The sequence below is a fragment of the Rhizobium sp. WYCCWR 11128 genome, from assembly GCF_013416305.1.
In the GTDB taxonomy this organism is placed as follows: domain Bacteria; phylum Pseudomonadota; class Alphaproteobacteria; order Rhizobiales; family Rhizobiaceae; genus Rhizobium; species Rhizobium indicum.
Map to the genome: position 1 here is coordinate 1 of NZ_JACCEZ010000003.1, position 26,312 is coordinate 26,312.

A 26,312-nucleotide genomic window follows, 5' to 3' on the forward strand; every position below is an offset into this window, starting at 1 on the left:
CCGAAGAGACGCTGCGGACGGCCCTTGCCATGGGTGCCGACCGGGCGATCCTGGTCGAGACCGACGATCAGATCGAGCCGCTCACCGTCGCCAAGATCTTGAAGGCTGTCGCCGATGCCGAACAGCCCGGGCTGATCATCGTCGGCAAACAGGCAATCGACGACGATTCGAACCAGACCGGCCAGATGCTGGCAGCACTGCTCGGAACTGCCCAAGCGACCTTCGCCTCGAAGATCGAGATCGGGGATGGCAAGGCTCAGGTGACCCGCGAAGTCGATGGCGGCCTGCAGACGATCGAGATCAAGCTGCCGGCTGTTGTGACCACCGATCTGCGCTTGAACGAACCGCGTTATGCCTCGCTGCCGAATATCATGAAGGCGAAGAAGAAGCCGCTCGACAAGAAGAGCCCTGATGATTTCGGTGTCTCGACCACGCCACGCCTGAAAGTGCTGAAGACCGAGGAGCCGTCGGGCCGCAAGGCCGGCGTCAAGGTCAAGTCGGTCGCCGAATTGATCGACAAGCTCAAAAACGAAGCCGGCGTGCTGTAATCAGCTGGGAACAGGAGCCATCATCATGACCATTCTTCTTCTGGCTGACCACGACAATGCCAGCCTGTCTGATCAGACCGCCAAGACGCTGACGGCAGCCACCAAGATCGGCGGCGACGTGCATGTGCTCGTCGCCGGCAAGGCTGCCAAGGCTGCTGCCGAACAGGCGGCCAAGCTTGCCGGCGTCTCCAAGGTGCTGCTGGCCGAAAGCGACGAACTCGCCAACAATCTGGCCGAACCGCTGGCCGACCTGATCGTTTCGCTGGCGGGTAGCTACGATACCATTGTCTCGGCTGCCACCTCGGTCGGCAAGAACGTGCTGCCGCGCGTCGCCGCTCTTCTCGATGTCGCCCAGGTCTCCGAGATCATCGAGGTGATCTCGTCCGATACCTTCAAGCGGCCGATCTATGCCGGCAATGCCATCCAGACGGTGCAGGCGAGCGATGCCAAGAAGGTGATCACCGTGCGCACCGCTTCCTTCGCCTCTGCACCGGAAGGTGGTTCGGCAACGATCGAGGCAATCCCGGCGGTTTCCGATCCGGGGCTTTCGACCTTCGTCAGGGACGCGCTGTCGGCCTCCGACCGGCCGGAACTGACGTCAGCGAAGATCATCATCTCCGGCGGCCGCGCACTCGGCTCGGCGGAGAAGTTCAAGGAAGTTATCCTGCCGCTTGCCGATAAGCTCGGTGCTGCCGTCGGCGCATCCAGAGCCGCCGTCGATGCCGGCTATGCCCCGAACGACTGGCAGGTCGGCCAGACCGGCAAGGTGGTGGCGCCGCAGCTCTACATTGCCTGCGGCATTTCAGGCGCCATCCAGCATCTGGCCGGCATGAAGGATTCGAAGGTCATCGTCGCCATCAACAAGGACGAGGAGGCGCCGATCTTCCAGGTCGCCGACTACGGATTGGTCGCCGATCTCTTCGACGCCCTGCCGGAATTGGAAAAGGCGCTCTGACCGCGTCAAATGCTTTTCTTTCGCACTTGCGAATGACTGGAAAATTATCTTTTATCGGGCTACTACTGCTGCCGGGCGATCCTTCGTCCGGCAGCATTGCTAGAAAAATGCGGCGGCGCGGGGGCGAATGCCGTGCGGGGGTTTGGAGATGAATGCGGTGTTGAAGAATATTGGTATTATCGGTGCCGGCCAGATGGGCTGCGGCATCGCGCATGTTTCGGCCGCCGCAGGTTACAGGGTTCACATTTACGATCTCTCGCAGGACCGCATCGAATCCGGTCTTGCCACCATCAACGGCAACCTGGCCCGGCTGGTGACGAACGGCAAGATGACCGAAGAGGAGCGCAAGTCGACCTTGTCGCTCATCACAGGCTCGTCCGATGTCAATGATCTCGCCCCCTCCGATCTCGTCATCGAGGCCGCCACCGAGGATGAAACGGTCAAGCGCAAGATCTATACGCAGGTCTGTCCGGTCCTGAAGCCGGAAGCACTGCTTGCCACCAACACCTCTTCCCTGTCCATCACCCGGCTTGCTGCCGCCACCGACCGCCCCGAGCGCTTCATGGGCATACATTTCATGAACCCGGTGCCGGTGATGAAGCTGGTTGAACTGGTGCGCGGCATCGCCACCGACGAGAAGACCTTTTCCGCCGCCAAGCAATTCGTCGGCACGCTGGAAAAGACCATCACCGTCGCCGAGGATTTCCCGGCCTTCATCGTCAACCGCATCCTGCTGCCGATGATCAACGAAGCGATCTACACGCTCTATGAGGGCGTCGGCACGGTCGACGCCATCGATACGGCGATGAAGCTCGGCGCCAACCATCCGATGGGACCGCTGCAGCTTGCCGATTTCATCGGCCTCGACACCTGCCTCTCGATCATGCAGGTGCTGCATGACGGCCTGGCGGACTCGAAATATCGTCCCTGCCCGCTGCTGGTGAAATATGTCGAAGCCGGCTGGCTCGGACGAAAGTCCGGCCGCGGCTTCTATGACTATCGCGGTGAAGTGCCGGTCCCGACGCGATAAACTTCTGCTGCTCGAAGCATCCTCATCAGCGCCCGCGGCGCTACGACCCGATCGCGCCCTTGATCAGCGCCTTGGCATCCTCGCTGTCCCAGGCAGCCGGCCCGTTCATTGCTGAAATCAGGCATCCCTTGTCATCGATCAACAGCGTCACCGGCAGCCCCATGGCGAGGCCCTCTTTCTTCAGATTGTTGAACACCGAAATCGTATTGTCGCGATAGAGCTGCAGCGCATCGACGCCGATCTCGGTGAGGAAGGTCTTCGGCTTCTCGTCGTCGCCGGTATCGATGTTGACCGGCACCACCTGGAACCTGTCGCTGCCCATCTCCTTCTCGAGCGCGTTCAGCGCCGGCATCTCCTCGCGGCAGGGAACGCACCATGTCGCCCAGAGATTGAGAAGCACGGTCTTGCCGGCGAAATGATCGAGCGTCAGCGGCTTGCCGTCCGGTCCGTTGAAGGAGACTGCGGTCAGTTTGCGCGGCTCATAGGCGGCGACCATGGCGGCCACCTGTCCCTTCATCAGTGGTGTGACGCTGGCGACGCGATCCCTCGCAAGCTTGCATTCGGCTGACGCCGTTTCGCCGCCGCCATTGCCAATCCCCGTCTCCTTCACGTATACCGCTGCCGCACCGGCAACGACACCCGCAACGGCGGCCATCGCGATCCATTTCAGGGATGGCAGCCCGAGGGGTTTTCTTGTCGTCATTTCATTCTCCTGGACATGCATCCTCAAGGCGGACACCTTCATGGCCGACGACACCACGGACACCAAATCCTCCAACCAGATGTGGGGCGGTCGCTTCGCCTCCGGCCCGGACGCGATCATGGAGGAGATAAATGCCTCGATCGGTTTCGACAAGAAGCTATTCGCGCAGGATATCCGCGGTTCGATTGCCCATGCGACAATGCTCGCCCATCAGGGGATCATTTCCGCCGAAGATAAGGTCAAGATCGTTCACGGGCTAAACACGATCCTGTCAGAGATCGAAAGCGGCAATTTCGAATTCTCGCGTCAGCTCGAAGACATCCATATGAATGTCGAAGCACGCCTGGCGACATTGATCGGACCGGCGGCCGGCCGGTTGCACACCGCCCGGTCGCGCAATGATCAGGTGGCGCTCGACTTCCGTCTCTGGGTGAAGGAAGAGCTGCAGAAGACCGAGCAGATGCTGACCGGCCTGATCGCGGCTTTCCTCGACCGCGCCGAAGAACATGCCGAAAGCGTCATGCCGGGCTTCACCCATCTGCAGGCAGCCCAGCCCGTTACCTTCGGCCATCACTGCATGGCCTATGTCGAAATGTTCGGCCGCGATCGCTCGCGTGTGCGCCACGCCATCGAGCATCTGGATGAAAGCCCGATCGGTGCCGCCGCACTTGCCGGCACCGGCTATCCGATCGACCGCCACATGACGGCCAAGGCGCTCGGTTTCCGCGAGCCGACCCGCAACTCCATCGATACGGTCTCCGACCGCGATTTCGCCATCGAATTCCTGTCGATCGCGGCGATTGCGGGAATGCATCTATCGCGTCTGGCGGAAGAGATCGTCATATGGTCGACCCCGCAATTCGGTTTCGTGCGTCTCTCCGACGCCTTCTCGACCGGCTCGTCGATCATGCCGCAGAAGAAGAACCCGGATGCGGCCGAACTGGTGCGCGCCAAGACCGGCCGCATCAACGGCTCGCTGGTGGCGCTGCTGACGATCATGAAGGGCCTGCCGCTCGCCTATTCCAAGGACATGCAGGAAGACAAGGAACAGGTCTTCGACGCCGCCGAGAGTCTGGAACTGGCAATTGCCGCCATGACCGGCATGGTGCGCGATATGACCGTCAATACCGCGCGCATGAAGGCGGCGGCCGGCTCCGGCTATTCGACGGCGACCGATCTTGCCGACTGGCTGGTGCGTGAAGCGGGCCTTCCCTTCCGCGACGCCCATCACGTCACTGGCCGCGCCGTCGCACTCGCCGAAAGCAAAGGCTGCGACCTTGCCGAGCTGCCGCTCTCCGATCTGCAGGCGATCCATCCCGACATCACCGACAAGGTCTACGACGTGCTGACCGTCGAGGCCTCGGTCGCCAGTCGCAAGAGCTTCGGCGGCACCGCGCCGTCCGAAGTGCGCAGGCAGATCGCCTTCTGGCGCGCCCGCAACTAAGAGATACCAAGCGTGGCGAAAAGCCGCCGCGCCCTTCCTGCGGAGCGCGCAAAGACCGCCAACAATCAGGGTGCACAAGGCGGATAAACTTCGCTATGAAGATGTCCATTATTCGATATGAATGATGCCATCACATGCCGCAGAAGAGGATATTCATGAAGAGCTTGCCGCACCTCGTCCGCCTGACGGCGGTTCTCGCCGTCATCGGCCTTGCCGTTGCCGGATGCGGGCGCAAGGGCGACCTCGATCCGCCGAGCGCTGCGGCAACCAAGGAAGGCGACGTTTCCAAGCCGACGAAACGGCCGGGAACCGTCGACAGGCCCTTCCTTCTCGATCCCCTTCTTTAAGGCATAAACCCGTGAACCATTTCGAGTACCGCGACGGCGTCCTTCATGCGGAGAACGTCCCCGTTCCCGAGATCGCCAAGGCGGTCGGCACCCCTTTCTACGTCTACTCCACCGCGACGCTGGAGCGCCATTACCGCGTCTTTTCGGAAGCCTTCGCCGACATGGACTCCATGGTCTGCTATGCGATGAAGGCGAATTCGAACCAGGCGGTGCTGAAGACGCTGGGCCGCCTCGGCGCCGGCATCGACGTCGTCTCGGAGGGAGAGCTGCGCCGCGCGCTTGCCGCCGACATCCCGGCAAATCGCATCATGTTCTCAGGTGTCGGCAAGACCCCATCCGAGATGGATTTCGCTCTCGAAGCCGGCATTTACTGTTTCAACGTCGAATCCGAGCCTGAACTCGAGATCCTCAATCAGCGCGCCGTCAGCGCGGGCAAGAAAGCGCCGGTCTCCTTCCGCATCAACCCTGATGTCGATGCAAAGACGCATTCCAAGATCTCGACCGGCAAGAAGGAAAACAAGTTCGGCATCTCCTGGGAGCGCGCCCGCGCCATCTATGCCCATGCCGCCAAGCTGCCGGGCATCGAGGTCACCGGCATCGACATGCATATCGGCAGCCAGATCACCGAATTGCAGCCCTTCGACGACGCCTTCAAGCTACTGCACGACCTTGTCGCGACGCTGCGCGCCGACGGCCACACCATCCATCACGTCGATATCGGCGGCGGCCTCGGCATCCCCTACAAGGACGACAACAATCCGCCGCCGCTGCCGGACGCCTATGCGGCAATCGTCAAGAACCAGCTGCGCGGTCTAAACTGCAAGATCATCACCGAACCCGGACGCCTGATCGTCGGCAATGCCGGCATCCTCGTGACCGAAGTATTGTATGTGAAGGATGGCGGCGAAAAAACCTTCGTCATCGTCGACGGCGCGATGAACGATCTCATCCGCCCGACGCTCTACGAGGCCTATCACGAGATCCGGCCGGTAACGATTTCGGCGGCCAACGCCCCCCGCATCCGCGCCGATGTTGTCGGCCCCGTCTGCGAGACTGGCGACTATCTGGCGCTCGACCGCGAGATGGCGATGCCGAAGCCCGGCGACCTGGTGGCCGTCAGCAGCGCCGGCGCCTATGGCGCGGTCCAGGCCGGCACCTATAACAGCCGCCTGCTGGTGCCCGAAGTTCTGGTCAGGGGCAGCGATTTCCACACGATTCGACCGCGCAGAACCTATGCCGAACTGATCAGCCTCGACTCCGTTCCGGCCTGGCTCGACTAGTGCATGATGCCGAAAAGTGTGAGCGGTTTTCGGACGACATCATGCTCTCACTATAGAATGTAGAACAGGATTCAGATTTTAGGCCGACCCGGCCTAAAATCATCCTGTTCTAGCGCATCGGCCCGAAAATCGGGATCGATTTTCGCGCAAAAGTGGGCAGCGATTTTGCGACTACCACATGCGTAAAACGAAGATTTAAAGCGCGCGAAGCAATCTGAAAGATCGCGACGCGCTTTAAGTCGCCATCACTTTTTGGCGAATAAACGTGAAAAGCCGGTATTGCCGGCCGCTCGCCCTCGCCTTCGCCACAAAGAGTGTTATCCTTTCGTTCATGAGCGTATTGCCCTGCAATCGCCGGAAGCGCCCTCTGTTCCAGAACGCCAGATCGCGGAGACCGGACCGATGACAAGCCCCTCGCGGCAGAAGAAAGGCGCATTTGCCTATCGTCCCTCGCTTGCCCGGCTGGTGACGACGAAACGACTGCTGGCGCGAATCGTGCTCTTTTTCGAGCAACTGCTGCCGCCTTTGATGCCGGTACTGTCCGTCATCGCCTTTTATCTCTCTGCCTCCTGGTTCGGCCTCTTCCGCAGCGTGCCGGACTGGCTGCGCATCTTGCTGCTGATTGCCTTTGCTGGCGCTTTTCTCGTCTCGCTCCTCCCCTTCCGCACCCTGCGCTGGCCGAGGGTTGCAGAAGCCGACCGCATGCTGGAAGAGCGCAACGGCCTGCCGCACCAGCCGGTCACCGTCCAGGAAGACGAGCCGGCCTTCGATACGCCCTTCGGCCGGGCGCTCTGGCGCGAGCACCAGACGCGCATGGCCGAAAAGATCGCAGCGCTTGATGCCGGACTGCCGCGGCCTGATATTGCCGCGCATGACCGTTTCGCGTTGCGCGCCGTCCCGGCGCTGCTGCTCGTCACTGCCTTCGGTTATTCGCTGTCGATCAACGGCGGCTCGATCCGCGACGCGTTGCAGGCAGCACCCGAGCAGGTGGTCAGCGATCCGGCAGTGCGCATCGACGCCTGGGTGACGCCGCCTTCCTATACCGGCCGCGCCCCGATCTATCTGACGGCTGACGGCAGCGAGCAGGCGCCGATCGGCATTCCGCAGTTTTCAGGCCTCACTGTCCGCGTCAGCGGCGGAAAGACGGCGGAAAAAGTCGTGTTCCGCAAGGCGAACGGCGAGGCACAGGATATCGCCGTGCAGGCCGATACCAAGCCGCAGCAGACCGCGGCATCAGCCAGCGAGCAGCCGACGGCGGCACCAGCCAGCCAGGCTCTCGTTGCGCAGACGCATATGATGAAGCTTCAGGAGAACGGTGCACTCGAGGTCAATGGCCGGCGCTGGAGCTTCGACGTGCTCCCCGACAAGGCGCCTGAGATTGCCTTTGACGGCCTGCCGAAGCCCAGCGTCAACGGCGCGCTCGAAATCGGTTTCACCGTCAAGGACGATTACGGCATCCAGGAAGCGCATGCGGAGATCGTTCCCGTCGAAACAGACCCGACGGCAACGCCGCTCTATCCGCTGCCGGAGTACCGGCTGGATGTCCCCCGCCGCAACGCCCGCGACGCCAAGGGTGTGACCAGCCGGAACCTGACCGAACATCCGCTTGCCGGCAAGCGCGTGCGCATCACCCTCGTCGCCAAGGATGCCGCCGGCCAGACCGGCCGCAGCCCACCGCATGAGATGGTGCTGCCGTCGCGGCCCTTCAACGAGCCGCTTGCCGCGGCCGTCGCCGAGGAGCGGCAGGTTTTCGCGCTCGATACGCGCAAGATGCCGCAGGCGATCGCCCTGAACGAGGCGCTGACCATCCGCCCCGAGGAGACGATCCCCAAGCTCACCAACTATCTGCTGCTCGAATCCGCCTTGGCTCGCATGAAGCTCGCAAAGGGTGAGGATGCGCTGAAGGATACGGCCCAATATCTCTGGGAGATTGCCCTCGGCATGGAGGACGGCGATCTCTCGCTGGCCGAGCGCAAGCTGCGCGAAGCCCAGCAGAAGCTTGCCGACGCGCTGGACCGCAACGCTCCCGACGCGGAGATCAAGAAGCTGATGGACGAGCTGCGCAAGGCGATGCAGGACTATATGACCGAGCTTGCAGAGCGCATGCAGAACGCGCCGATGCAACCGAACCAGAATGCGCAGAATATCCTGCGCCAGCAGGATCTGGAACGGATGATGGACCAGATCGAGAATCTCGCCCGCTCCGGCAATCGTGACGCGGCCCAGCAGATGCTGTCGGAATTGCAGCGGATGATGAACAACCTGCAGGCGGGCCGCCCGCAGCGCGGTCAGCAGGGCCAGGAAAACAGCGAAGCCCGCAAACAGATCGACAAGCTCGGCGAGATCCTGCGCGACCAGCAGAAGCTGATGGAACAGACCTTCCGGCTCGACCAGCAGCTCAGGGACCGCATGCAGCGCGGCGAGACTGACATGGGCGAAAACGATCCGCTGCTCGACGAGATGAATCCCGGAGAGAACGGCGAGCCACAGGACCAGCAGCAGGGCCAGCAAGGCAAGGAAGGCCAGCAGCCCTCCGACCAGATGACGGCCGAGCAGCTGCGGGAGGCGCTGAAACAGCTGCGCGCCCAGCAGGATGCGCTCGGCAAGCAGCTCGGCGAATTGCAGAAGAGCCTCGGCGAGATGGGCATGAAGCCCGGCCCGGGCTTCGGCCAGGCGCAGCGCGAGATGGAAGGCGCCGGCCGTGAACTCGGCCAGGGCCGCGGCCAGCCGGCCGTCGAGGGCCAGGGCCGCGCGCTCGAAGCACTTCGCCAGGGCGCCCGCGACATGATGAACCAGATGATGCAGGCGCAGCAGGGCCAGCAAGGTCAAGGTCCGAACGGCCAGGTTGGCCAGGGCGACCAGAACGGCCGCGACCCGCTCGGCCGGCCACGCCGGACCCAGGGACCTGAATTCGGCGACAACGTGAAGGTGCCTGACGAAATCGACGTTCAGCGGGCGCGAGAAATCCTTGACGCGATCCGCGAAAAACTCGGCAACAATCCACCGCAGGAAATGGAACGGCGCTATCTCGAGCGGCTGTTGGACATCCAGTAGGTCCTACGCCACCGCACAATGGATCGCAGTCGCTCTAACAGAATGATTTTAGGCCGGAGCGGCCTAAAATCTAAATCCGGATCTCAATCGAGGAAGGTGAGCACCATCTCGTCCGACGACCGCTCACACCTTTCGGCATTACGCCCTAGGCGACGAGCGCCCGGGCAACAGCCTTGCGGATATCGGGAAGCGCGAACGGCTTGGCAACGACATCGATGATCTTTTCGGCAAGATCGTCGGCCCGTTCGCGCTGTTCGGCATAACCGGTCATCAGCAGGATCTTCAAACCCGGAAAAGCGTCTTTTGCCTGATGGGCGAGTTCAATGCCGTCCATCACGGGCATGCGGATATCTGAAAGCAGCAGATCGTAGACCCCGTCCTTGAGCTTCTCCAAGCCCTCGGCCCCATCGGCCGCCTCATCGGTCTCGTGGCCATCAAGCCGCAGGGCCCGGGCCACGAAGGACCGCAGGGAGTCCTCGTCTTCCGTAATCAGAATTCTTGCCATATGTGCATCGCTCCGTATCAGCCCCGCGACGGAAATCACCAGACTTTCCTTTTCGATCGGTAAAGATGAGGAAGCGATGGACGAGATGGTTAACAACCCGTCTTGAAGGCAACAGCTCAGGCGTCCCCGGTAACCACGCCGACGAAGGGCAGTTCGCGAAAGGCGTAGGCGACATCCATGCCGTAGCCGACGACAAAATAGTCGGGGCATTCGAAGCCGACATAATCAGCCTCCAGCTTTTCCTTGCGCTTGACGCGCTTGTCGAGCAGCACGGCGATCGTGACGTTGCGCGCGCCACGTTCGAACAGCAGCTCCTTGGCAAAGAGCAGCGTCCGGCCGGATTCGAGGATATCGTCGATCAGCAGGACGTCACGGCCATGCACGTCGCTGTCGATATCCTTGACGATGCGCACGCCCTGAGAAACCGTGCCGATGCCGTAACTCGACAGGGTGATGAACTCGACCTCCGGGGCAAGCCCGCTGTCATGCAGGGCGCGGATCAGGTCGGCGGCGAAGATGAAGGAGCCCTTGAGCACGGCAATGACCAGCAAGTCCCTGGTCGGGCCATTGGCGATCTCCCGCGCCATCGAATGATTGCGCTCGGCGATCTGCTCGGCGGTGAAGAGCGGCTCGATGTTTTTTCCGCGCACGACAGGCATAAGGGCTTGCTCCATGAAAAGAAGGGTAAGCCGTTAGCACATATGCGAGCCTGAAACAGCCTCGCCGGCTATGAAATTAACGCGATTGGCGCGACCTGCGACGCGAAAATCGGCAATCCATGTCCTGTTACGTCTGCGGCAGGAAGGAAAGCCGGACCTCCGGCATTTTTCCGCCGGCATGCTGGACGCGCGCCGAGAAGCCCCGGCTCTGGCCGCCATAGATCACATCGGCTGGCGGGTTGATGACGATGCTTGCGGTCAACCGTTCGTCGGTCACGAGATCGGCACGGATCGGATGCACCGTCTGCGTCGTGCCGCTCTCGTTTTCGATGATGCCGTTGATGACGAGCACGCGCATGCCGTTCGCATCACGCGGCGTCACCGTGACATGGGTGAAATGCAGCGATGCGCCGGAAGTGGCTCGCTCCCCGGAAAGGCCGGAAAAACCACCCGCAAGCCCGAAGACGAGCACGACGAGCGCCAGCACCAGCGCTGCGAAGCTCCGCATCGACGCGCGCTGCAGCCAGGATTCCACGGTCTGCAGAACGGAAGCAGCCATTGCCGGCATGAACGGCGGCGGTGCGGCGTTTGCGGCAGCCATACGCTTGCGGTTGTCGTTATAGGTCCTTGCATTGAATTCCCTGGGCCGAACTTTGCCGAGGGTGACGAATTCGGCGTCGGAGATATCGGCAGGACGCGCCGAGCGGTACCGACGGTTGGTGGGTTCCGGCGGCAGGAAATCATAGGCCTGGCCCGTCCGGCGACTGAAGGAGGATGCTTCCATGGTGGCTGCCTCGCAGATGTCCACATGGTTTCGCTGCCAGGGGAAATCTTGGCATTGAAACGAATCCTGCTCAGTCGTAAATTTTAATGGTTAATGCTTCGCAAAGATCGCCATCAAACGGGCGTCTTTCCAGCAAAATTTACCGGCTGTTAACGGTGTTGGTTAACAAGTCGTGCGGTGAAACCCACAACAGACTGAGCTGCCCGTTGATCCACTTCGAGAATGTCGGTTTGCGTTATGGCATGGGCCCGGAAATCCTCCGGGACCTGACCTTTGACATTCCGAAGAAATCCTTTCAGTTCCTGACTGGTCCATCGGGCGCCGGCAAGACGTCGTTGCTGCGGATGCTTTTCATGTCGCTGCAGCCGACGCGCGGCTTGATCCGCATGTTCGGGCGCGACATTTCCGAAATCCCCCGCCCCGAACTGCCGCTTCTGCGCCGCCGCGTCGGCATCGTCTTCCAGGATTTCCGCCTCCTCGACCATCTCACCACCTATGAGAATGTCGCTTTGCCCTTACGGGTGCGCGGCAAGGATGAGAGCTCCTACAAGACCGACGTCCTGGAACTTTTGAAATGGGTCGGCCTCGGCGAACGCATCAACGTGCTGCCGCCCGTACTCTCCGGCGGCGAGAAGCAGCGCGCCGCAATCGCCCGGGCGTTGATGGATCGGCCGGAAGTGCTGCTGGCCGACGAACCCACAGGCAATGTCGACCCGCCGATGGCAAAGCGCCTACTCAACCTTTTCCTCGAGCTGAACCGCCTCGGCACGGCAGTCGTGATCGCCACGCATGACCTGGCGCTGATGGAGCAGGTGGAAGCCCGCCGCATGATCCTCTCAGAGGGGCATCTCGATATTTATGACTGAGCCCCCGTCCAGAAACCCCGAGAAGGCGTCTGCCAAGACCCAGCAGAAGCGGCCAGAATTGCGCGTGCGTCCGACCGCGCCGATCCTGCCGCCTTCCAACATCCAGGGCAGCGCCTTGATGGTGGTGATATCAATCATGGCCTTTCTCGCCTGCCTGACGCTCGGCGGCGTCAGCATGGTGCGCTCGACGGCGGCCAGCTGGGAGAGCCAGATCTCGCGCGAGATTACCATCCAGATCAAGCCGGACGACAATCTCGACATGGAAAAGGCGCTGACCCAGGCGCGCGATCTCGCGCTGACCTTCGTCGGCACCAAGAGTGGCCAGATCGTCGATGAGGCGGCGACCGCTCGCCTGCTCGAACCCTGGCTCGGCCCTGGTCTCGATCTCAAGGATCTGCCCGTTCCCCGCCTCGTCATCATCACCATCGACGAGAGCAATCCACCGGATTTCGATTCGATGCGGGCGCTGCTGAAGGAAAGCATTCCGCAGGCCACCCTTGACGATCACCGCACCTGGGTCGACCGGTTGGTGTCCATGGCGCACACGACTGTGATGATCGGCACCGGCATCCTACTCCTGGTTTTCACGGCGATGGTGCTCACTGTCGTCTTCGCCACGCGCGGCGCGTTGTCGGGCAATCGTCACGTCGTCGAGGTGCTGCATTTCGTCGGCGCCGAAAGCTCCTTCGTCGCCACCGAATTCCAGAAGCATTTCCTGAAGATCAGCCTCAAGGGCTCGGCGATCGGCAGCGCGCTTGCCGCCCTCTTCTTCGCCACCGCCGGTTTCTGGCAAAGCCGCACCCTCGCCACCCCCGAAACGGACCAGGCGACCGCGCTCTTTGGCACCTTCTCCGTCGGCGTGCTCGGTTATGCCGGCATCTTCGCAACGATGATCGTCATCGCGCTGCTCACCACCTTCACCGCCCGGCTCACCGTCATGCGGACGATCTACGAAATCGATACGCTACGCTCGGACCCGACACGCACGGACGGCATCGGAAGTTGATCGTGACCGTGCCGTTTTGCCATGAAAGCGTCTGTTCCGCGCCGCAATCAGCGTATAATCACGATTCATGACGATGGGACACACGACACCCAACCCGATTCATCAGGACCCGGAGCTTGATCGCCCGGCGGGTCTGCCGCCGCGGCGTGGGCCGATCCGCCGCCTGCTGCGCTGGGGCGGCTTTGGCTGCCTGCTGGTAATCGCCCTGGTGTTCGGCGGCTTTCTGCGTTTTGCCGATTCGGTGACGACACTCAGGCCGCCGGCCGAGCCTAAAGCGGATGCCATTGTGGTATTGACGGGTGGTTACCAGCGCATCGACCAGGCCGTGGAGCTGCTGCAGAAGGGTGCCGGCAAGCGCCTGCTCATTTCCGGCGCCCACCCGACGACGACACCGGCACAGATCCGCAAGATGACGCAGGGTTCGGCCGATCTCTTCTCCTGCTGTGTCGATATCGGCTACGATGCGATCGACACGATCGGCAATGCCGAGGAAGCTTCGAACTGGATCCACGCCAAGGGATACCGCAGCGTTCTGATCGTCACCAACAACTACCACATGCCGCGAAGCCTCGCCGAGCTCTCCTATGTCGATCCCGACATCGAGTTCATCGCTTATCCCGTGGTCAACTCGGATTTGAAGAGCCGCAACTGGTTCACCGACCCGAATGCGATGCGCGTCATGCTGGCCGAATATGTGAAAGTGCTGCTGACTGGCGCCCGCAACATCACCGGCTTCGGCCGCCACACTGGCTTGCGCTCGGCAAGTGCGTCCGGCCAAGAATAGAGCGCCGCGCTTCGATAGGACGCGCAAGGACGGTCCATCCCTTTGAAAGTCGCGCATAATCCCTTGCGAAAATCGATTCCGACTTTCGGGGTCACGCGCTATCTTCTTGTTTTTGCGCAATTCCGGACGCAAAACCGCTGCGCACTTTTGCTGGAATTGCTCCAGGCTTTTACATCAAGGCAGCATCAAACGCTTTTTATGGCGGGCAATATCGTGTAGGCCGGTCGCGTGAGCATGCCTCGGGAAAGTTTCATGATCGCCCTGCGTTCCGTTCTCTTCAACACGATCTTCTACGCCAACCTCATCATCCGGATGATTGTGCTCTCGCCCTACTATTTCGTGGTGCCGCGCAAGATCGCCTATGCGATCCCGAAGAACTGGGCGCGCTCCAACCATTGGCTGATGCGGGTGATCGTCGGCACCACCTTCGAGATCGAGGGCCTGGAGAACCTGCCTGACGGCAGTTACATCCTGGCGCCGAAGCATCAGTCCTTCTGGGATACCTACGCACTGCTGCCCTGGCTGAAGGATCCGGTTTATATCCTGAAGCGCGAACTGATGTGGATTCCGCTCTTCGGCTGGTATGCGAAGAAACAGCGCATGATCCCGGTCGATCGCGGCGCCCGCGGCAAGGTGATGGTGGAAGTGCTGAAACGCACGAAGGAAGAGCTTTCGACCGGCCGCCAGCTCATCATCTATCCGGAGGGCACCCGCCGCCCGCCGGGCGCAGAACCGCTCTATAAATACGGCATCGCCCGCATGTACCGCGATCTTAACCTCCCCGTCGTGCCGGTCGCCATGCATCCCGGCCTCTTCTGGCCGCGACGGAGCATTCGTCGTTATCCCGGCCATTTCAAGGTGAGGATCCTGCCGCCGATCATGCCGGGAATGGATCCGGACGCCTTTTTTACCCATCTGATCGAGGTATCGGAGCGGGCAAGCGACGAGCTCCTGCTCGAAACCGTCGAGCGAAATCCGCATCTGCCGCTCCCGCCGACGGCGGTCGAAAGGCTGGTCGAGTTGCGCAAGCTGAACGCGGCAACTGGCTGAGATCAGGCGGCGCGTAGCCGCTCCACTTCGTTGACGACCTGCTCCAGCCAATGGTCGCGAATGCCCATCTGCTTCAGATGCGTCAGCGTGTTGAAGACATAGGCGTCATTCGGACCAGACTGGCCTTTTGCTTCGTTCACCACGCGCGCCGCCGCCAGCGCATCGAGCGCGCCGGCATATTGTTCATGCTCGCGGTCGATGATGTAGGCGACCGCCTCCACCCGGCGCCGTCCGGCAAGCTGCAGCCGCACCCGGCGCTCCAGGTAGACATTGGTGACCAGCTCGCGGGCGCGGAGATAATCGATCACCTCATCCCATTTTTCCGGCGAAATGCGGAAAGCCATGCCGCGGCAGGCGCCACCCCTGTCGAGGCCGAGAACCAGGCCCGGATTGTCGCGGGAGCCACGATGGACAAAGGAGCGGACGCAGAGCGAACGCCTGTAGCCGTAGACCAGGGCCTCTGCCCGCTCCATGAACTCGAAGCCCGGATTCCACATCAGCGAACCGTAGCCAAATACCCAAAATTCGTCCATATCGCACGCCAGACCGGGAATCACATTTGCGATTCACCATTGGAGAACATCATGGCAGCGTCAAGCCAATCCGGCAGCGGTAAGAAATTCTGGTTGCTGGGTGGAGGCGTCCTCCTGGTGATTGCGCTTTATACCGGCGGCTGGTTCTATGCGGCCTCGGCGCTGAAGAACACAGTGCTGAAAGCGATCGCGCCGCGCGATCAGGCAGGCGTCAGCGGCGAATGCTCCGATATCGAATTCCGCGGCTATCCCTTCCGTATCGGTCTGTTCTGCTCGAAGATTGACGTCGACGACAATGTCAACGGCGTCTCCGCCACCTTCGGCGCACTGCGTTCGGCAGCCCAGGTCTATGCGCCCGGCAATATCGTCTGGGAACTCGATTCGCCGGCCGAAATCCGCACCAGCAACGGCCTTTCGATCTCGGCCCAATGGACGGACCTGCAGGCAAGTCTTGCAACCAGGCTGCAGGGCGTCGACCGCAGCTCGACCGTCATCGAAGGTCTGAAGGCGATGGCCGTCTCCTCCTACACCGGCCAGACCATGAGCTTCGATGCCGCTCGCACCGAAATCCATCTGCGCCAGAATGGTGCCGATCTCGACGGTGCGATTTCCGTGCAGGACGCCAACGCGGCGATCAAGGACTGGCCGCAGATCTTCCCGAAATTGTCTGCCAGCATCGATCTGACCGTCGCCGGCAAGGCCGGCCTGATCGACGGCAGTGACCGGAACGGCCTCAATGGTGCCACCGGCGACCTGCGCCGCATCGTCGCCGACATCGGCGACGGCAAGGTGATGACGCTCACCGGCCCCTTCTCCTTCGATGAGCAGGGCTTGCTCTCGGGAAAATTCAAGCTGGAGATCGAACAGCTCGGTCCTTGGGGGGACAGCCTGAAACAGGCCTTTCCGGATATCGCCTCGACCGTCAATACGGCGACCAAGCTCTTGAAGGCGCTTGCCGGCGGCGGCGACAAAGTCTCTGTCGATCTCGTCGTCGATCGCGGCAATGCCACCGTCAGCGGTTTCATCCCGCTCGGCCGGATTCCGCCGATCTGATGCATCCCCCCAAAAGTGTCCAGAGGTTTCTGGGATAACGGGATGCATAGGAAAGGCCTGAAGCGCGTCGCATGATTCCGGCTCGACGCGAGGCGCTTCAGGCGATTCGCTTGATGAAGAAGACTTCCGGCACCGATTGCAGGTCGGGCAGCTCGATCGCACCGGTTTCGGAAAATCCGTTGCGGCGATGCCAGTCCTGAGGCCGGCTTTCGTCGCATTCGCTCGACGTCATCAGCAGGCGGGCGCCGTCGCCGCGCATAGCGTCTTCCCAGGCGAGAAACAGCGCCGTGCCGACGCCCGACCGGCGGTGACCGGGCAGGACGCGGATCATTTCCATATAGGGAACCCTGCCCCAGAAGCGGGAAAAGCGCAGGAAACCGACAATCTCATCGGCCTCCCTGGCAACCAGATATTCGCCGAGCGCGACGCAGCGCGATACCCATGCCGCACCGGCGCTAGCATCCTCGCGCGCCAGGCAGTCGATATCCGCCCGGCCGGCACGTGCCACCTCCACCATCGCCGCGGCTACTTCTTGTCCAGCGCATGGCGGCCGAAATCCGGCGCGTCGACATCCTGGCCAGCCTGGACGATCGAACGGCGGATGGCGCGCGTGCGGGTGAAGAGTTCGAATATCTTGTCGCCCTCGCCCCAGCGGATGGCGCGCTGCAGATAGGCGAGATCCTCCGAGAACCGTGCCAGCATTTCGAGGATCGCATCGCGGTTATGCAGGCAGACGTCGCGCCACATCGTCGGGTCGGAGGCAGCAAGGCGGGTGAAATCGCGAAAGCCGGAGGCGGAATATTTGATGACTTCCGATTCCGTCACCGTCTCCAGATCGTCGGCGGTGCCGACGATATTGTAGGCGATGATATGCGGCAGGTGTGAGACGATGGCGAGCACCTTGTCGTGATGCTCGGCATCCATCTCGTCGACTTTCGAGCCCAGCGCTTCCCAGAAGCTGCGAAGCCGCTTCAGCGCCGTCTCATCGGTGCCGGCGACCGGCGTGAAAATGCACCAGCGACCTTCGAAGAGGCCGGGAAAGCCGGCATCCGGGCCGGATTTCTCGGTGCCGGCCAGCGGATGGCCGGGGATAAAATGCACATTATCAGGCATATGCGGCAGCATCTGCGCAATGACAGAAGCCTTTGTCGAACCGACATCGGTGACGATGGCCCCGGGCTTCAGGTTTCCCGAGATCTCCTTCGCCACACTTTCCGAAGCGCCGACCGGCACCGAGACGATCACCAGATCGGCATCCGTGACGGCATCCTGCGACGACGCCGTATAGTGATCGCCGAGGCCAAGCTCTTCCGCGCGCTTCAGCGTATCGGGGCTGCGTGTGGCGACGACGATCTCCCTCGCAAGACCAAGCCGCCTGATGTCATAGGCGAGCGACGATCCGATCAGGCCGATGCCGATCAGCGCGATACGATCGAACTGCACGCTCATGGCTGATGACCCATGAATTCGGTGAGCGCGGCAATCACGCCGCGATTGGCCTCCTCGGGGCCAATGCTCATGCGCAGCGCATTGGCGAAGCCATAACCGCGCACGGCGCGCAGGATGTAACCGCGGCTCGTCAGCAAATCGTCGGCATCCGCGGCGCGCTTACCGTCGATCTCGGGGAAATGGATGAGGACGAAATTGGCGACGGACGGCGTCACCTTCAGCCCGATCGCTTCGAGCGCCTGGGTCAGCGTCTCCACCCACATCTGGTTGAAGGAGACGGCCTGCTGGATGAAGGCCTGATCGCGGATGGCAGCGGCTGCGGCGGCGATTGCCGGTGCGTTCAAGTTGAACGGCGCGCGCACGCGGTTCAGCGCGTCGACGATCTCGGCGGGCGCATACATCCAGCCGACGCGCAGCGCCGCAAGACCATAGGCCTTCGAGAAGGTGCGGGTCATCACCACGTTGGCATTGGAGGATACGACCTCGATGCCGGCTTCATAATCGTTGCGGCGCACATATTCGGCGTAAGCCGCATCGAGCACCAGGACGACATGTTTCGGCAGTCCGGCCTGCAGGCGGCGGATCTCGCTGACGGAAACATAGGTGCCGGTCGGATTGCCGGGATTGGCGATGAAGACGATCTTCGTCTTCTCCGTCACCGCGGCAAGGATCGCATCGACATCGACGGTATAGTCCTTCTCCTTGACGACGACAGGCGTGGCGCCTGCGCCCAGGATCTGGATCTTGTAGACGAGGAAGCCGTGCTCGGTGATGATGCCCTCATCGCCGGCGCCGAGATAGACATGGCAGAGCAGGCCGAGCAGCTCGTCCGAACCGTTGCCGCAGAGGATGTTTGCCGGATTGAGACCGTGCACGGCGGCGATCGCCTCGCGCAGTTCGATCGCCTGCCCGTCGGGATAACGCCCCAGATTGTCGGCAACCGTCTTGAAGGCCTCAATTGCCTTCGGGCTGGCGCCGAGCGGCGTTTCGTTGGACGAGAGCTTGTAGACACGGGCAACACCCGGCGCATGTTCCTTGCCCGGCACATAGGCTGCGATATCGAGAATACCGGGACGCGGAACGGGCTTGCTCATCTCAACGCTCATGGGTTCGACCTTGGAATTGCCGGTAAATCCGGGCTGAAAAACACCAAGTGGCATTAAAGCGGAATGCGATTGTTGTCGAGAGCTATGGGCGTGACACAAGCAGTTGGACACCGCCGGGAGCGACGTCAGCTCCCGCATAATTCCTTAAATCGGAATCGATTTAAGGATAAAATTATGCAGCATTCAAAGTGCTACAGCGTCCTTTGCGCGTCTTAAAAGACGCGCGGCGCTGTCGTGCGTGTGGTCGGCACGCCATGAGGTGCGAGAACCGGCACGAAGACGCGGCGGGAGGCCCGCGCAGCAACCGGCAGCCCCTGATAGAGCCGCTTCTGCGCTTCGACGATGATGACGCCCGAGAAGGCCGGCCAAAGCGTTCGGCCGATCCGCTCGAAGGCGCGCCGCAGGCGCAGGATGGTTCTGAGCTTCGAAGGCGGGAAGAACAGCGCTTCAGCCGTCGCGCCCGGCGTGAAATTCGTCTCGCGCAGCAGATTTGTCAGCTGACCGCGGGAATAGGGCCGGCCCGAACCGAAGGGCGTATGCTCCATGCGTGCCCAGACGCCGCGCCGGTTCGGCACGACGATGACCAGCCGTCCGCCCGGCGCCAGCACCCGCCAGAGCTCCTTCAGCGTCTCGCGCGGGCTTTCGGCAAATTCCAGCGAATGCACCATCAGCACCCGGTCGATCGAGGAATCCGGCAGCGGCAATTCCTCGTCGAAAACCAGCGCCGTCGTCGAGAGCGAGCCCATCGGCCAGTTCACCGCGCCCTGCCCGGCCGGCATGAAGGCGAAGGTGCGTTCGGTATCGGCCTGGAAGCGATCGAGGAAGGGCACGGCATAACCGAGACCGACCAGACGCTCCTGCGGCAGCCGCACCCAGAGCGAGGACAGCGCCATGGCGATCGACTGCTCGGCAAGACGTCCGAGCTCGGAATGATAGAATTGGCGTAAGTCGACGATATCGGCGTGCATTGCGACAAATGTTATCAGCGGGCGGTTGGACTTCAAGGCCGGAACCTCTACATTTCCGCGAGACTCCTGGGATAAGGGATTATTGAACGATGAAACCTTTGGAATTAGACGTTTTTCTCTGCCGCACCGACAATTTCGGCGTTCTCGTGCATGATCCGGAGACAGGCTTTACCGCGGCGATCGATGCGCCGGAGGAGGCGCCGATTCTGGAAGCGGCGACACGTCGCGGCTGGAAAATCACCCATATCTTCACCACGCATCATCACACCGACCATGTCACTGCCAACCTGGCACTGAAGGAACAGTTCGGCTGTGAGATCATCGGCCCGATCAACGAGGCCATTGCCATTCCCGGCCTCGATCGGACGATGGCCGATGGCGACAGCTTCCTTTTCGGCGATCACACGGTCAACGTCATCGAGACGCCCGGCCACACCGCCGGCCACATCTGCTATTACTTTGCCGATGACAAGCTGCTGTTTGCCGCCGACACGCTGTTTGCGCTCGGCTGCGGCCGGCTGTTCGAACGCCCGGCCGCCGATATGTGGCATTCCCTGCAGAAACTCGCCGTGCTGCCCGATGAGACCGCCATCTATTTCGGCCATGAATACACATTGTCCAATGCCCGCTTCGCGCTGACCGTCGATCCCGACAATGAGCGACTGAAGAACCGCGCCGCCGAGATCGAGGCCTTGCGCGCCGACGGCAAATTCACCATCCCGACGACGCTGGGGCTGGAAAAGGAAACCAACCCGTTTCTGCGCGCCGCCGATCCGGCGATCCGCCGCAATCTGCTGATGGAAGGTAAGACCAACGAGGAAGTCTTTGCAGAGATCCGCAAGCGCAAGGACCATTTCTGATGTCGCCTGAGGACATCATCAGCGAACTCGGCATGCAGCCGCATCCCGAAGGTGGCTGGTACGTGCAGACGTTCCGCGATACGGCGGGCGGAGAACGCGGCCATTCGACGGCGATCTATTATCTGCTGACCAGGGGGCAACGTTCGCACTGGCATCGTGTCCATGATGCGGCCGAGGTCTGGCATTATTACGCCGGCGCGCCGCTCTCGCTGCATCGGTCGGAAGACGGAAAGGCAAGCGAGACCCTGACGCTCGGAACGAATCTTCCTGCCGGCGAGCGGCCGCAAGCAATCATTCCCGCCAATTGGTGGCAATCGGCCGAAACCCTCGGCGATTTCACCCTGGTCGGCTGCACCGTCTCACCCGGCTTCGAATTCTCGAGCTTCGAGATGGCTCCACCCGGTTGGAAGCCAGGCGGCTAGAGCATGATGCCGAAAAGTGTGAGCGGTTTTCGGGCGACATCATGCTCCAACTATCTAATTTAGAACAGGATTCAGATTTTAGGCCGACCGGGCCTAAAGTCATCCTGTTCTAAGGCCTATGCTGCAGCCGCAGGCTGCGCCGGAACTTTGCGGCGAAACATGTCCTGAGCGGCGAGCACCGCCCCGCCGGTGACGAGCAGGCAGGCGAGAGCAATGCGCCAGCTCGGCTCGGCAAATCCAATCAGCACCAGAATAAGCGTCGAAAGCAGAGGTGCTGCATAACTTGCCGCGCCGAGAATCTGGATATCGCCGTTCTTGACGCCGTAATCCCACGCGTAGAAGGCAGCACCGACCGGAAAGAGCCCGAGCCCGGCGACGGCGACCCATTCGAAAATCGTTTCCGGCCAGACGGTCGTCTCAAGGCCGAGATGGCAGAAGAGCGACAGCATGGAGGTCGCAAGGCAGAAGCCGGTGACGACATCCGTGGAGACGGCGTCGAAACGCCGCGTTAGCAGCGAATAACCGGACCATGTGAAGGCGCAGAGAAAGGCGGCACCGTAACCGACGGCATAGGCGCCGTCGAAATCGACGCCGTTGCGGCCAACGATCAGGAAGGTACCGCAAAGTCCGGCAAGCGCACCCGCCACATGATACCAGCGCAGCCGTTCGCCCGGCAGCAGCGCCGAACCGACGACGATCAGCAGCGGCCAAAGATAGGCGACCAGCCCCGCCTCCACCGCCGGCGCGTTCCGGAGCGCGGTAAAATAGAGAAAATGATAACCGAACAGCCCCGCAATGCCTGTTATCCAGACCTTGGCCGGCTGCTTCAGCAGCGCCAGCCGCGCGGGATTGAGGATAAGCACCACAAGGCCGGGAAGGCTGCCGATCGCAAAGCAGACGGCCGAAAGCTGGAACGGCGGCATCTTGCCGGAGGCGGCCGTGAACAACGCCAGGAACGACCACATCAGAATGGCCGTAAAACCGATCAACGTCGCGCGAAGCTTCACCTGTCCCCCTTCACGGAGGCAGAAGCCCCGTCAGCTGTTGCTGCCGTATTTGACGGCAGTGATCGTCACCATTCCATATTCGGTTGGAATGCGCACATAGACAGGAGCGTATACATTTGCCGCGTCCGACTTGGCAAACCAGATTTCCATCCGGTTACTCTTGCTGAGATAGTCGATGTCCTTGCGGCCCTTCTTGTAGCCCGAGCGCGGTACGAAGCGCACGCTGCAGACGGTCGCCTTGCCCTTGAAGCCATTGGTGGAAAAATCCTCGTCGCCCTTCGGCGACAGCACCAGATCCATGCGTGTCTCGCCATCGAAGATCGGCAGCGTCTGCGAGCAGACCTTGGTGTCGCCGGTGAAGACCAGGCCGGAGATCGGGTCGAGCACCGAGCGCATGTCGCGCGGCGTGACGTCGATCCAGTTCTTCGGACGCTTCGGCATCGGTGTCGTCGTCGCCGAGATGATGTTGCCGTTGCGGTAGCTGACCTCGTAGAAGCGGGCCTTCCGCTTGCCGCTCTTGTAGTAGAGAGAGTATTTTTGCGCCTGCAATCTGTCATTGCGAACTACGCCGGTGACGCTGGTCTTGGCCGAAATCGTCGTGACGAGATCGGCAAGACCGGCAGAATTGATGTCGCCGGCGATCTTGTAGCTGTGATCGTCCTCGATCTGCGTCAGGAACGCGGCGCGCGCGATCGGCAGGCCGGCGAGCGCCACCCGGTATTCCGTCCGATGCTGGATTTCGGCCGCCGATGCCGGTATGGCAAGAAGTGCGGCGATGGCCGAAATGAAAATCCGTCTGCCCGAATGAGCCATGGAAAAAAGCCTTGTCTTGCTGCGCGCTGGCAGGCCCTTGCTGAGCGCTCTATACTCCTGCCGCGAAGGGAAGAAAACAGCAGCTTTTTGACAGAATTGCGGGAAAGGCCAAGGTTTGGCTTGACGCGAGCAGCCTGTCTGACTATAGAACCGCAACTTTCCAATCATGCCCGTTGGATTGCGCGCCTGGCTTTGCCGGGAATGGCAATTCGATGGCCCGAGAAAAACAAGAATAGGTGTTCCATGTCCCGCGTGTGCGAATTGACCGGCAAGGCCGTCCTGACTGGTAACAATGTCAGCCATGCCAACAACAAGACCAAGCGCCGGTTCCTGCCGAACCTGTGCCAGGTAACGCTGATTTCCGACGCTCTCAACCAGCGTTATCGTCTTCGCGTTTCGGCTGCCGCTCTTCGCACCGTCGAGCATCGTGGCGGCCTCGATGCCTTCCTGCTGAAGGCCAGCGAAAACGAACTGTCGATGCGCGCTCGCCTGCTGCGCCGTCAGATCGCCAAGAAGACTGCTGAAGCCGCTGCTGCGTAAGCTTCTGCCCTTCTTTTATACGGCTTCAAAAGGCTTGAACGGATAATACCGGACAAGCCTTTTGCTTTGCCGGTTTGCTCCTCCAACTGGTGGCATCACCCAGGATAAAAAAATGCTGAAGACCCGCTATACCATCGCCTATGTCGCGCTGATGACGCTCGTCGTCGTCGCCTCCAACTTCCTCGTCCAGTTTCCGCTGAACGCCGAAGTCGCCGGCATCAACCTTGCCGACATCCTGACCTGGGGCGCTTTCTCCTATCCGATCGCCTTCCTGATCACCGATCTGACCAATCGTCAGTTCGGCCCGCAGGCAGCCCGCAAGGTCGTGTTTGCCGGCTTCGTCGTCGGCGTGACGCTCTCCTTCTTCACCTCAGTGCCGCGTATCGCCATCGCCTCCGGCTCGGCCTATCTCGCCGGCCAGCTGCTCGATATCGCCGTCTTCAACCGCCTTCGCCGCCAGGCCTGGTGGCGCGCGCCGCTGGTTGGCTCGCTGATCGGCTCGGCGCTCGATACGGTGATGTTCTTCTCGTTGTCCTTCGCGGCGTTTTTCGTCTTCCTCGGCCCGAACGATCCCTTTGCGCTGGAAGCAGCCCCCATCCTCGGCGTCTTCGCCGCGGAGGCTCCGCGCTGGATTTCCTGGGCGATCGGCGATTTCGCCGTGAAGATGATCGTCGGCCTCGTCATGCTGCTGCCTTATGGCGCACTGATGAATGTGCTGCGGCCGATGCAGGCTGCTCGCGCCAGCTAGCTGAAGTTACGGACGCCGCCGGACCGCACCGGCGGCGAGGGCCGGATGCAGCAGCACCTCTGCCGTCAGATCGTCGATACCTAGCGATGAATCGAGCCGCAGCACCGGCGCTGTCTGTGTTTCCAGCCATTGCTCATGTGCCACAAGGCTGCGGCGTTCGGGGCCGGCCGTATCGTAGCTGGCCGCCCATTCCAGGAATTCCCCGCTTTTTACGGCCATGTCGCCGCCCGGCCTGATTCTATTGCCGTATCGGGCAATCTCCCGCGCAAGGATGCGCGCCATTCTAAGCTCCGAGTCGATCCTGAGGGACACGATCAGATCGTAAAGCGGCTCGAGCGGCCTTCCCCATTTCAGCGCCGATCCGGAGAGGACCCAGCCGTCATGCCGCGCCACCTCATCGAGGAGCAGCCCGATGCGCTCGTCGGCATCCCTCGGCGTCGCGAAGGGCGGATCAGTCGGTAACCAGAAGAAATCGTCGGTGTCGAGATGGGCGATATCGAGCTTCTCGGCAAGCGCACGGCCGAGTGATGTCGTGCCTGAACCGGACGCGCCCATGACATGAATATGCACCACGAACTTCCCTCCGAGGCTGCTTTCCCGATGTCGCAAGCCGACCGATTGCGGCGGGATAGCCGAGGCATATGACATCAGTCTGACGTCTACGTCCTTTCGGACGCACAAAGGACGCTCTAACATTTTGAATCTACGCATCGTGCTTTCCGAAAATCGATTCCGATTTTCGGGCCGATGGCTAGGATCAATTCCGCTTCCGGGAACTCGGCGCTGACCACGCGGCCTCTTCCGAAAGCCGAAATTCCAGCATCAGATTGCGCTGCAGGATCGAATGATTGTCGTCCGACACTAGAATGATATGGGTCGTGCCGTCGGCGGCCTGGAAAGCATCGAGCCCTTCCATATTGTCGATCTGCGAGTTGAAATTGCCTTCCAGCAGCAAGTCGCCGTCGACGACGGCGCCGGGCCTGATGTCGGCGCCCTTGATGCGCCGAAGACGCATGCCGATGCCTTCGGCCATGTTGAAGCGGCGCTCCAGCAGCAGCAGGTCGCCGTTCGGCAGGAAGGCACCGTCGGTGATGTCGAAGCTGCCGTCTCGCTTAACCGAGAAACGGCCTTTCAGCGGCCCGCTGAGAATGGCCGCCAGCCGATTGCCGTCACTGTCGAGACCGCGTTCGGAGACGATGACCACGCCGCCCTTGAGTGGGCTGGATGCCGGCGCCACGGCGATGGTTTCGATGCCGCGGTTGTCGTCCAGCATCTTTCGCGGGATGAGGATCGGCAGGGTGGCGATCACTCCCGAGCCGGCAAAGCCGGGATCGGGATAGACATCGACGCGATGAGCCTGCTCGAAGGAGACCAGGATCCGGTCGCCGTCGAGCGCCAGGCCTTCGGCATCCATATGTCCCTTGCCCTCGAAGCTGCGCCCGGCGCTGTTCTTCATCGGCGTGATCTCGACATCCGAAAGGCCGGAAAGCCTGCCCTTGACGTCGCGCTCGATGCTGCCGGTCAGCCACTGGCCGGTGTCGAGCACGACGACGAAATGTTTTTGGTCCGGCCGGAAACGGATGGAGGAGAGCGAGCCGAATAGCGCTCGGCTGGAGACCATTTCCAGCCCGCCGAGAAATTCCAGCGAACCGAATTGCGTCTCCGAAGAGCCGATCCTGAAATCGGAGATTTGCCGGCTAATGACCGGCACGTCGTCGCCGGCCCATGACGAGGAAGCGCCGGCCGCGATGCAGAGAGCGATCGACGCCGCACGGCAGAGGCGCTTGACTGTCATTCT

The 26,312-nt window shown here is 61.6% G+C and carries 29 protein-coding genes; 16 read left to right on the top strand and 13 right to left on the bottom strand.

Going from position 1 to position 26,312, the window contains the following annotated elements:
• The 3 genes from HX898_RS12385 to HX898_RS12395 all read left to right on the top strand — a co-directional run.
• The coding region (locus HX898_RS12385) for an electron transfer flavoprotein subunit beta/FixA family protein (RefSeq protein ID WP_180194779.1) at positions 1-548 on the top strand (548 nt) is incomplete at its 5' end.
• A 25-nt stretch (positions 549-573) separates the two neighbouring features.
• Positions 574-1,503 carry an electron transfer flavoprotein subunit alpha/FixB family protein gene (locus HX898_RS12390; protein ID WP_180194780.1) on the top strand — a complete coding sequence of 310 codons (930 nt, stop codon included), beginning with the start codon at positions 574-576 and terminating at the stop codon, positions 1,501-1,503.
• A 148-nt stretch (positions 1,504-1,651) separates the two neighbouring features.
• On the top strand, positions 1,652-2,533 hold the full coding sequence (locus HX898_RS12395; protein WP_012759170.1) for a 3-hydroxybutyryl-CoA dehydrogenase: 882 nt from the start codon (positions 1,652-1,654) through the stop codon (positions 2,531-2,533).
• Positions 2,534-2,573: 40 nt separating this feature from the next.
• Here HX898_RS12395 and HX898_RS12400 read toward each other — a convergent pair whose 3' ends face one another.
• Positions 2,574-3,236 carry a TlpA disulfide reductase family protein gene (locus HX898_RS12400; protein WP_180194781.1) on the bottom strand — a complete coding sequence of 221 codons (663 nt, stop codon included), beginning with the start codon at positions 3,234-3,236 and terminating at the stop codon, positions 2,574-2,576.
• 40 nt (positions 3,237-3,276) lie between these two features.
• On the opposite strand from HX898_RS12400, the gene argH reads away from it, so the two are divergent.
• The 4 genes from argH (at position 3,277) to HX898_RS12420 (ending at position 9,361) form a co-directional block, all read left to right on the top strand.
• Positions 3,277-4,680 carry an argininosuccinate lyase gene (gene argH, locus HX898_RS12405; protein WP_180194782.1) on the top strand — a complete coding sequence of 468 codons (1,404 nt, stop codon included), beginning with the start codon at positions 3,277-3,279 and terminating at the stop codon, positions 4,678-4,680.
• A gap of 134 nt (positions 4,681-4,814) precedes the next feature.
• Entirely contained in the window at positions 4,815-5,027 is a 213-nt protein-coding gene (locus tag HX898_RS12410; RefSeq protein ID WP_180194783.1) for a lipoprotein, read from the top strand.
• A gap of 11 nt (positions 5,028-5,038) precedes the next feature.
• Positions 5,039-6,307, top strand: coding sequence for a diaminopimelate decarboxylase (gene lysA, locus HX898_RS12415; RefSeq protein ID WP_138331694.1), 1,269 nt, complete (start codon positions 5,039-5,041; stop codon positions 6,305-6,307).
• 402 nt (positions 6,308-6,709) lie between these two features.
• Positions 6,710-9,361 (top strand): TIGR02302 family protein, encoded by a 2,652-nt coding sequence (locus tag HX898_RS12420; RefSeq protein ID WP_180194784.1) that lies wholly within the window; start codon positions 6,710-6,712, stop codon positions 9,359-9,361.
• Positions 9,362-9,506: 145 nt separating this feature from the next.
• On the opposite strand, the gene HX898_RS12425 is transcribed toward HX898_RS12420, so the two are convergent.
• The 3 genes from HX898_RS12425 to HX898_RS12435 form a co-directional block, all read right to left on the bottom strand.
• On the bottom strand, positions 9,507-9,866 hold the full coding sequence (locus HX898_RS12425; protein ID WP_003543311.1) for a response regulator: 360 nt from the start codon (positions 9,864-9,866) through the stop codon (positions 9,507-9,509).
• A 116-nt stretch (positions 9,867-9,982) separates the two neighbouring features.
• Positions 9,983-10,525 carry a hypoxanthine phosphoribosyltransferase gene (hpt, locus tag HX898_RS12430; protein ID WP_180194785.1) on the bottom strand — a complete coding sequence of 181 codons (543 nt, stop codon included), beginning with the start codon at positions 10,523-10,525 and terminating at the stop codon, positions 9,983-9,985.
• A 127-nt stretch (positions 10,526-10,652) separates the two neighbouring features.
• Positions 10,653-11,309, bottom strand: coding sequence for a hypothetical protein (locus HX898_RS12435; protein ID WP_138389556.1), 657 nt, complete (start codon positions 11,307-11,309; stop codon positions 10,653-10,655).
• A 206-nt stretch (positions 11,310-11,515) separates the two neighbouring features.
• Between HX898_RS12435 and ftsE the strand changes: the two genes are divergently transcribed.
• From ftsE to HX898_RS12455, 4 genes are all read left to right on the top strand, one after another.
• Positions 11,516-12,175, top strand: coding sequence for a cell division ATP-binding protein FtsE (ftsE, locus tag HX898_RS12440; RefSeq protein WP_003543317.1), 660 nt, complete (start codon positions 11,516-11,518; stop codon positions 12,173-12,175).
• Positions 12,168-13,181, top strand: coding sequence for an ABC transporter permease (locus tag HX898_RS12445; RefSeq protein WP_011653715.1), 1,014 nt, complete (start codon positions 12,168-12,170; stop codon positions 13,179-13,181). Before ftsE ends, HX898_RS12445 begins: the two co-directional genes overlap by 8 nt.
• 73 nt (positions 13,182-13,254) lie before the next feature.
• Positions 13,255-13,965: a YdcF family protein gene (locus HX898_RS12450; RefSeq protein WP_138331697.1), complete on the top strand. Its 711-nt coding sequence runs from the start codon at positions 13,255-13,257 to the stop codon at positions 13,963-13,965.
• A 252-nt stretch (positions 13,966-14,217) separates the two neighbouring features.
• Positions 14,218-15,015: a 1-acyl-sn-glycerol-3-phosphate acyltransferase gene (locus tag HX898_RS12455; protein ID WP_138331698.1), complete on the top strand. Its 798-nt coding sequence runs from the start codon at positions 14,218-14,220 to the stop codon at positions 15,013-15,015.
• Between the two features lie 2 nt (positions 15,016-15,017).
• Here the strand turns inward: HX898_RS12455 and HX898_RS12460 are convergent, their stop codons facing one another.
• Complete coding sequence (locus tag HX898_RS12460; RefSeq protein ID WP_138331699.1) at positions 15,018-15,548, bottom strand: gamma-glutamylcyclotransferase; 531 nt, start codon at positions 15,546-15,548, stop codon at positions 15,018-15,020.
• Between the two features lie 51 nt (positions 15,549-15,599).
• Here HX898_RS12460 and HX898_RS12465 point away from each other — a divergent pair, with 51 nt between their 5' ends.
• Positions 15,600-16,601 carry a DUF2125 domain-containing protein gene (locus HX898_RS12465; protein WP_062941176.1) on the top strand — a complete coding sequence of 334 codons (1,002 nt, stop codon included), beginning with the start codon at positions 15,600-15,602 and terminating at the stop codon, positions 16,599-16,601.
• Positions 16,602-16,698: 97 nt separating this feature from the next.
• Here the strand turns inward: HX898_RS12465 and HX898_RS12470 are convergent, their stop codons facing one another.
• The 4 genes from HX898_RS12470 to HX898_RS12485 all read right to left on the bottom strand — a co-directional run bounded on the left by HX898_RS12470 (position 16,699) and on the right by HX898_RS12485 (position 20,160).
• Positions 16,699-17,118: a GNAT family N-acetyltransferase gene (locus HX898_RS12470; protein ID WP_180194786.1), complete on the bottom strand. Its 420-nt coding sequence runs from the start codon at positions 17,116-17,118 to the stop codon at positions 16,699-16,701.
• Between the two features lie 8 nt (positions 17,119-17,126).
• Positions 17,127-18,050: a prephenate/arogenate dehydrogenase family protein gene (locus tag HX898_RS12475; RefSeq protein ID WP_138389554.1), complete on the bottom strand. Its 924-nt coding sequence runs from the start codon at positions 18,048-18,050 to the stop codon at positions 17,127-17,129.
• Complete coding sequence (gene hisC / locus HX898_RS12480) at positions 18,047-19,144, bottom strand: histidinol-phosphate transaminase (RefSeq protein WP_171600146.1); 1,098 nt, start codon at positions 19,142-19,144, stop codon at positions 18,047-18,049. The genes HX898_RS12475 and hisC overlap by 4 nt, the downstream gene beginning before the upstream one ends.
• A gap of 224 nt (positions 19,145-19,368) precedes the next feature.
• Entirely contained in the window at positions 19,369-20,160 is a 792-nt protein-coding gene (locus HX898_RS12485) for a class I SAM-dependent methyltransferase (RefSeq protein ID WP_130727549.1), read from the bottom strand.
• Between the two features lie 53 nt (positions 20,161-20,213).
• Between HX898_RS12485 and gloB the strand changes: the two genes are divergently transcribed.
• Positions 20,214-20,984: a hydroxyacylglutathione hydrolase gene (gene gloB / locus HX898_RS12490; RefSeq protein ID WP_138331703.1), complete on the top strand. Its 771-nt coding sequence runs from the start codon at positions 20,214-20,216 to the stop codon at positions 20,982-20,984.
• Positions 20,984-21,406 (top strand): cupin domain-containing protein, encoded by a 423-nt coding sequence (locus HX898_RS12495; RefSeq protein WP_180194787.1) that lies wholly within the window; start codon positions 20,984-20,986, stop codon positions 21,404-21,406. Before gloB ends, HX898_RS12495 begins: the two co-directional genes overlap by 1 nt.
• A 116-nt stretch (positions 21,407-21,522) precedes the next feature.
• On the opposite strand, the gene HX898_RS12500 is transcribed toward HX898_RS12495, so the two are convergent.
• Both HX898_RS12500 and HX898_RS12505 read right to left on the bottom strand, forming a co-directional pair.
• On the bottom strand, positions 21,523-22,413 hold the full coding sequence (locus HX898_RS12500) for an EamA family transporter (protein ID WP_180194788.1): 891 nt from the start codon (positions 22,411-22,413) through the stop codon (positions 21,523-21,525).
• A gap of 30 nt (positions 22,414-22,443) precedes the next feature.
• Positions 22,444-23,226, bottom strand: a complete 783-nt coding sequence (locus tag HX898_RS12505) for a DUF3108 domain-containing protein (protein WP_029871080.1) — start codon at positions 23,224-23,226, stop codon at positions 22,444-22,446.
• Between the two features lie 243 nt (positions 23,227-23,469).
• Here HX898_RS12505 and rpmB point away from each other — a divergent pair, with 243 nt between their 5' ends.
• Complete coding sequence (gene rpmB, locus HX898_RS12510; RefSeq protein WP_003543341.1) at positions 23,470-23,766, top strand: 50S ribosomal protein L28; 297 nt, start codon at positions 23,470-23,472, stop codon at positions 23,764-23,766.
• A gap of 112 nt (positions 23,767-23,878) precedes the next feature.
• Positions 23,879-24,514: a VUT family protein gene (locus tag HX898_RS12515; protein WP_180194789.1), complete on the top strand. Its 636-nt coding sequence runs from the start codon at positions 23,879-23,881 to the stop codon at positions 24,512-24,514.
• A 6-nt stretch (positions 24,515-24,520) separates the two neighbouring features.
• On the opposite strand, the gene HX898_RS12520 is transcribed toward HX898_RS12515, so the two are convergent.
• Together HX898_RS12520 and HX898_RS12525 are read right to left on the bottom strand one after the other, a co-directional pair.
• Complete coding sequence (locus tag HX898_RS12520) at positions 24,521-25,087, bottom strand: AAA family ATPase (protein ID WP_180194790.1); 567 nt, start codon at positions 25,085-25,087, stop codon at positions 24,521-24,523.
• 184 nt (positions 25,088-25,271) lie between these two features.
• Entirely contained in the window at positions 25,272-26,309 is a 1,038-nt protein-coding gene (locus HX898_RS12525) for an esterase-like activity of phytase family protein (protein WP_180194791.1), read from the bottom strand.
• Between the last annotated feature and the right edge of the window lie 3 nt (positions 26,310-26,312).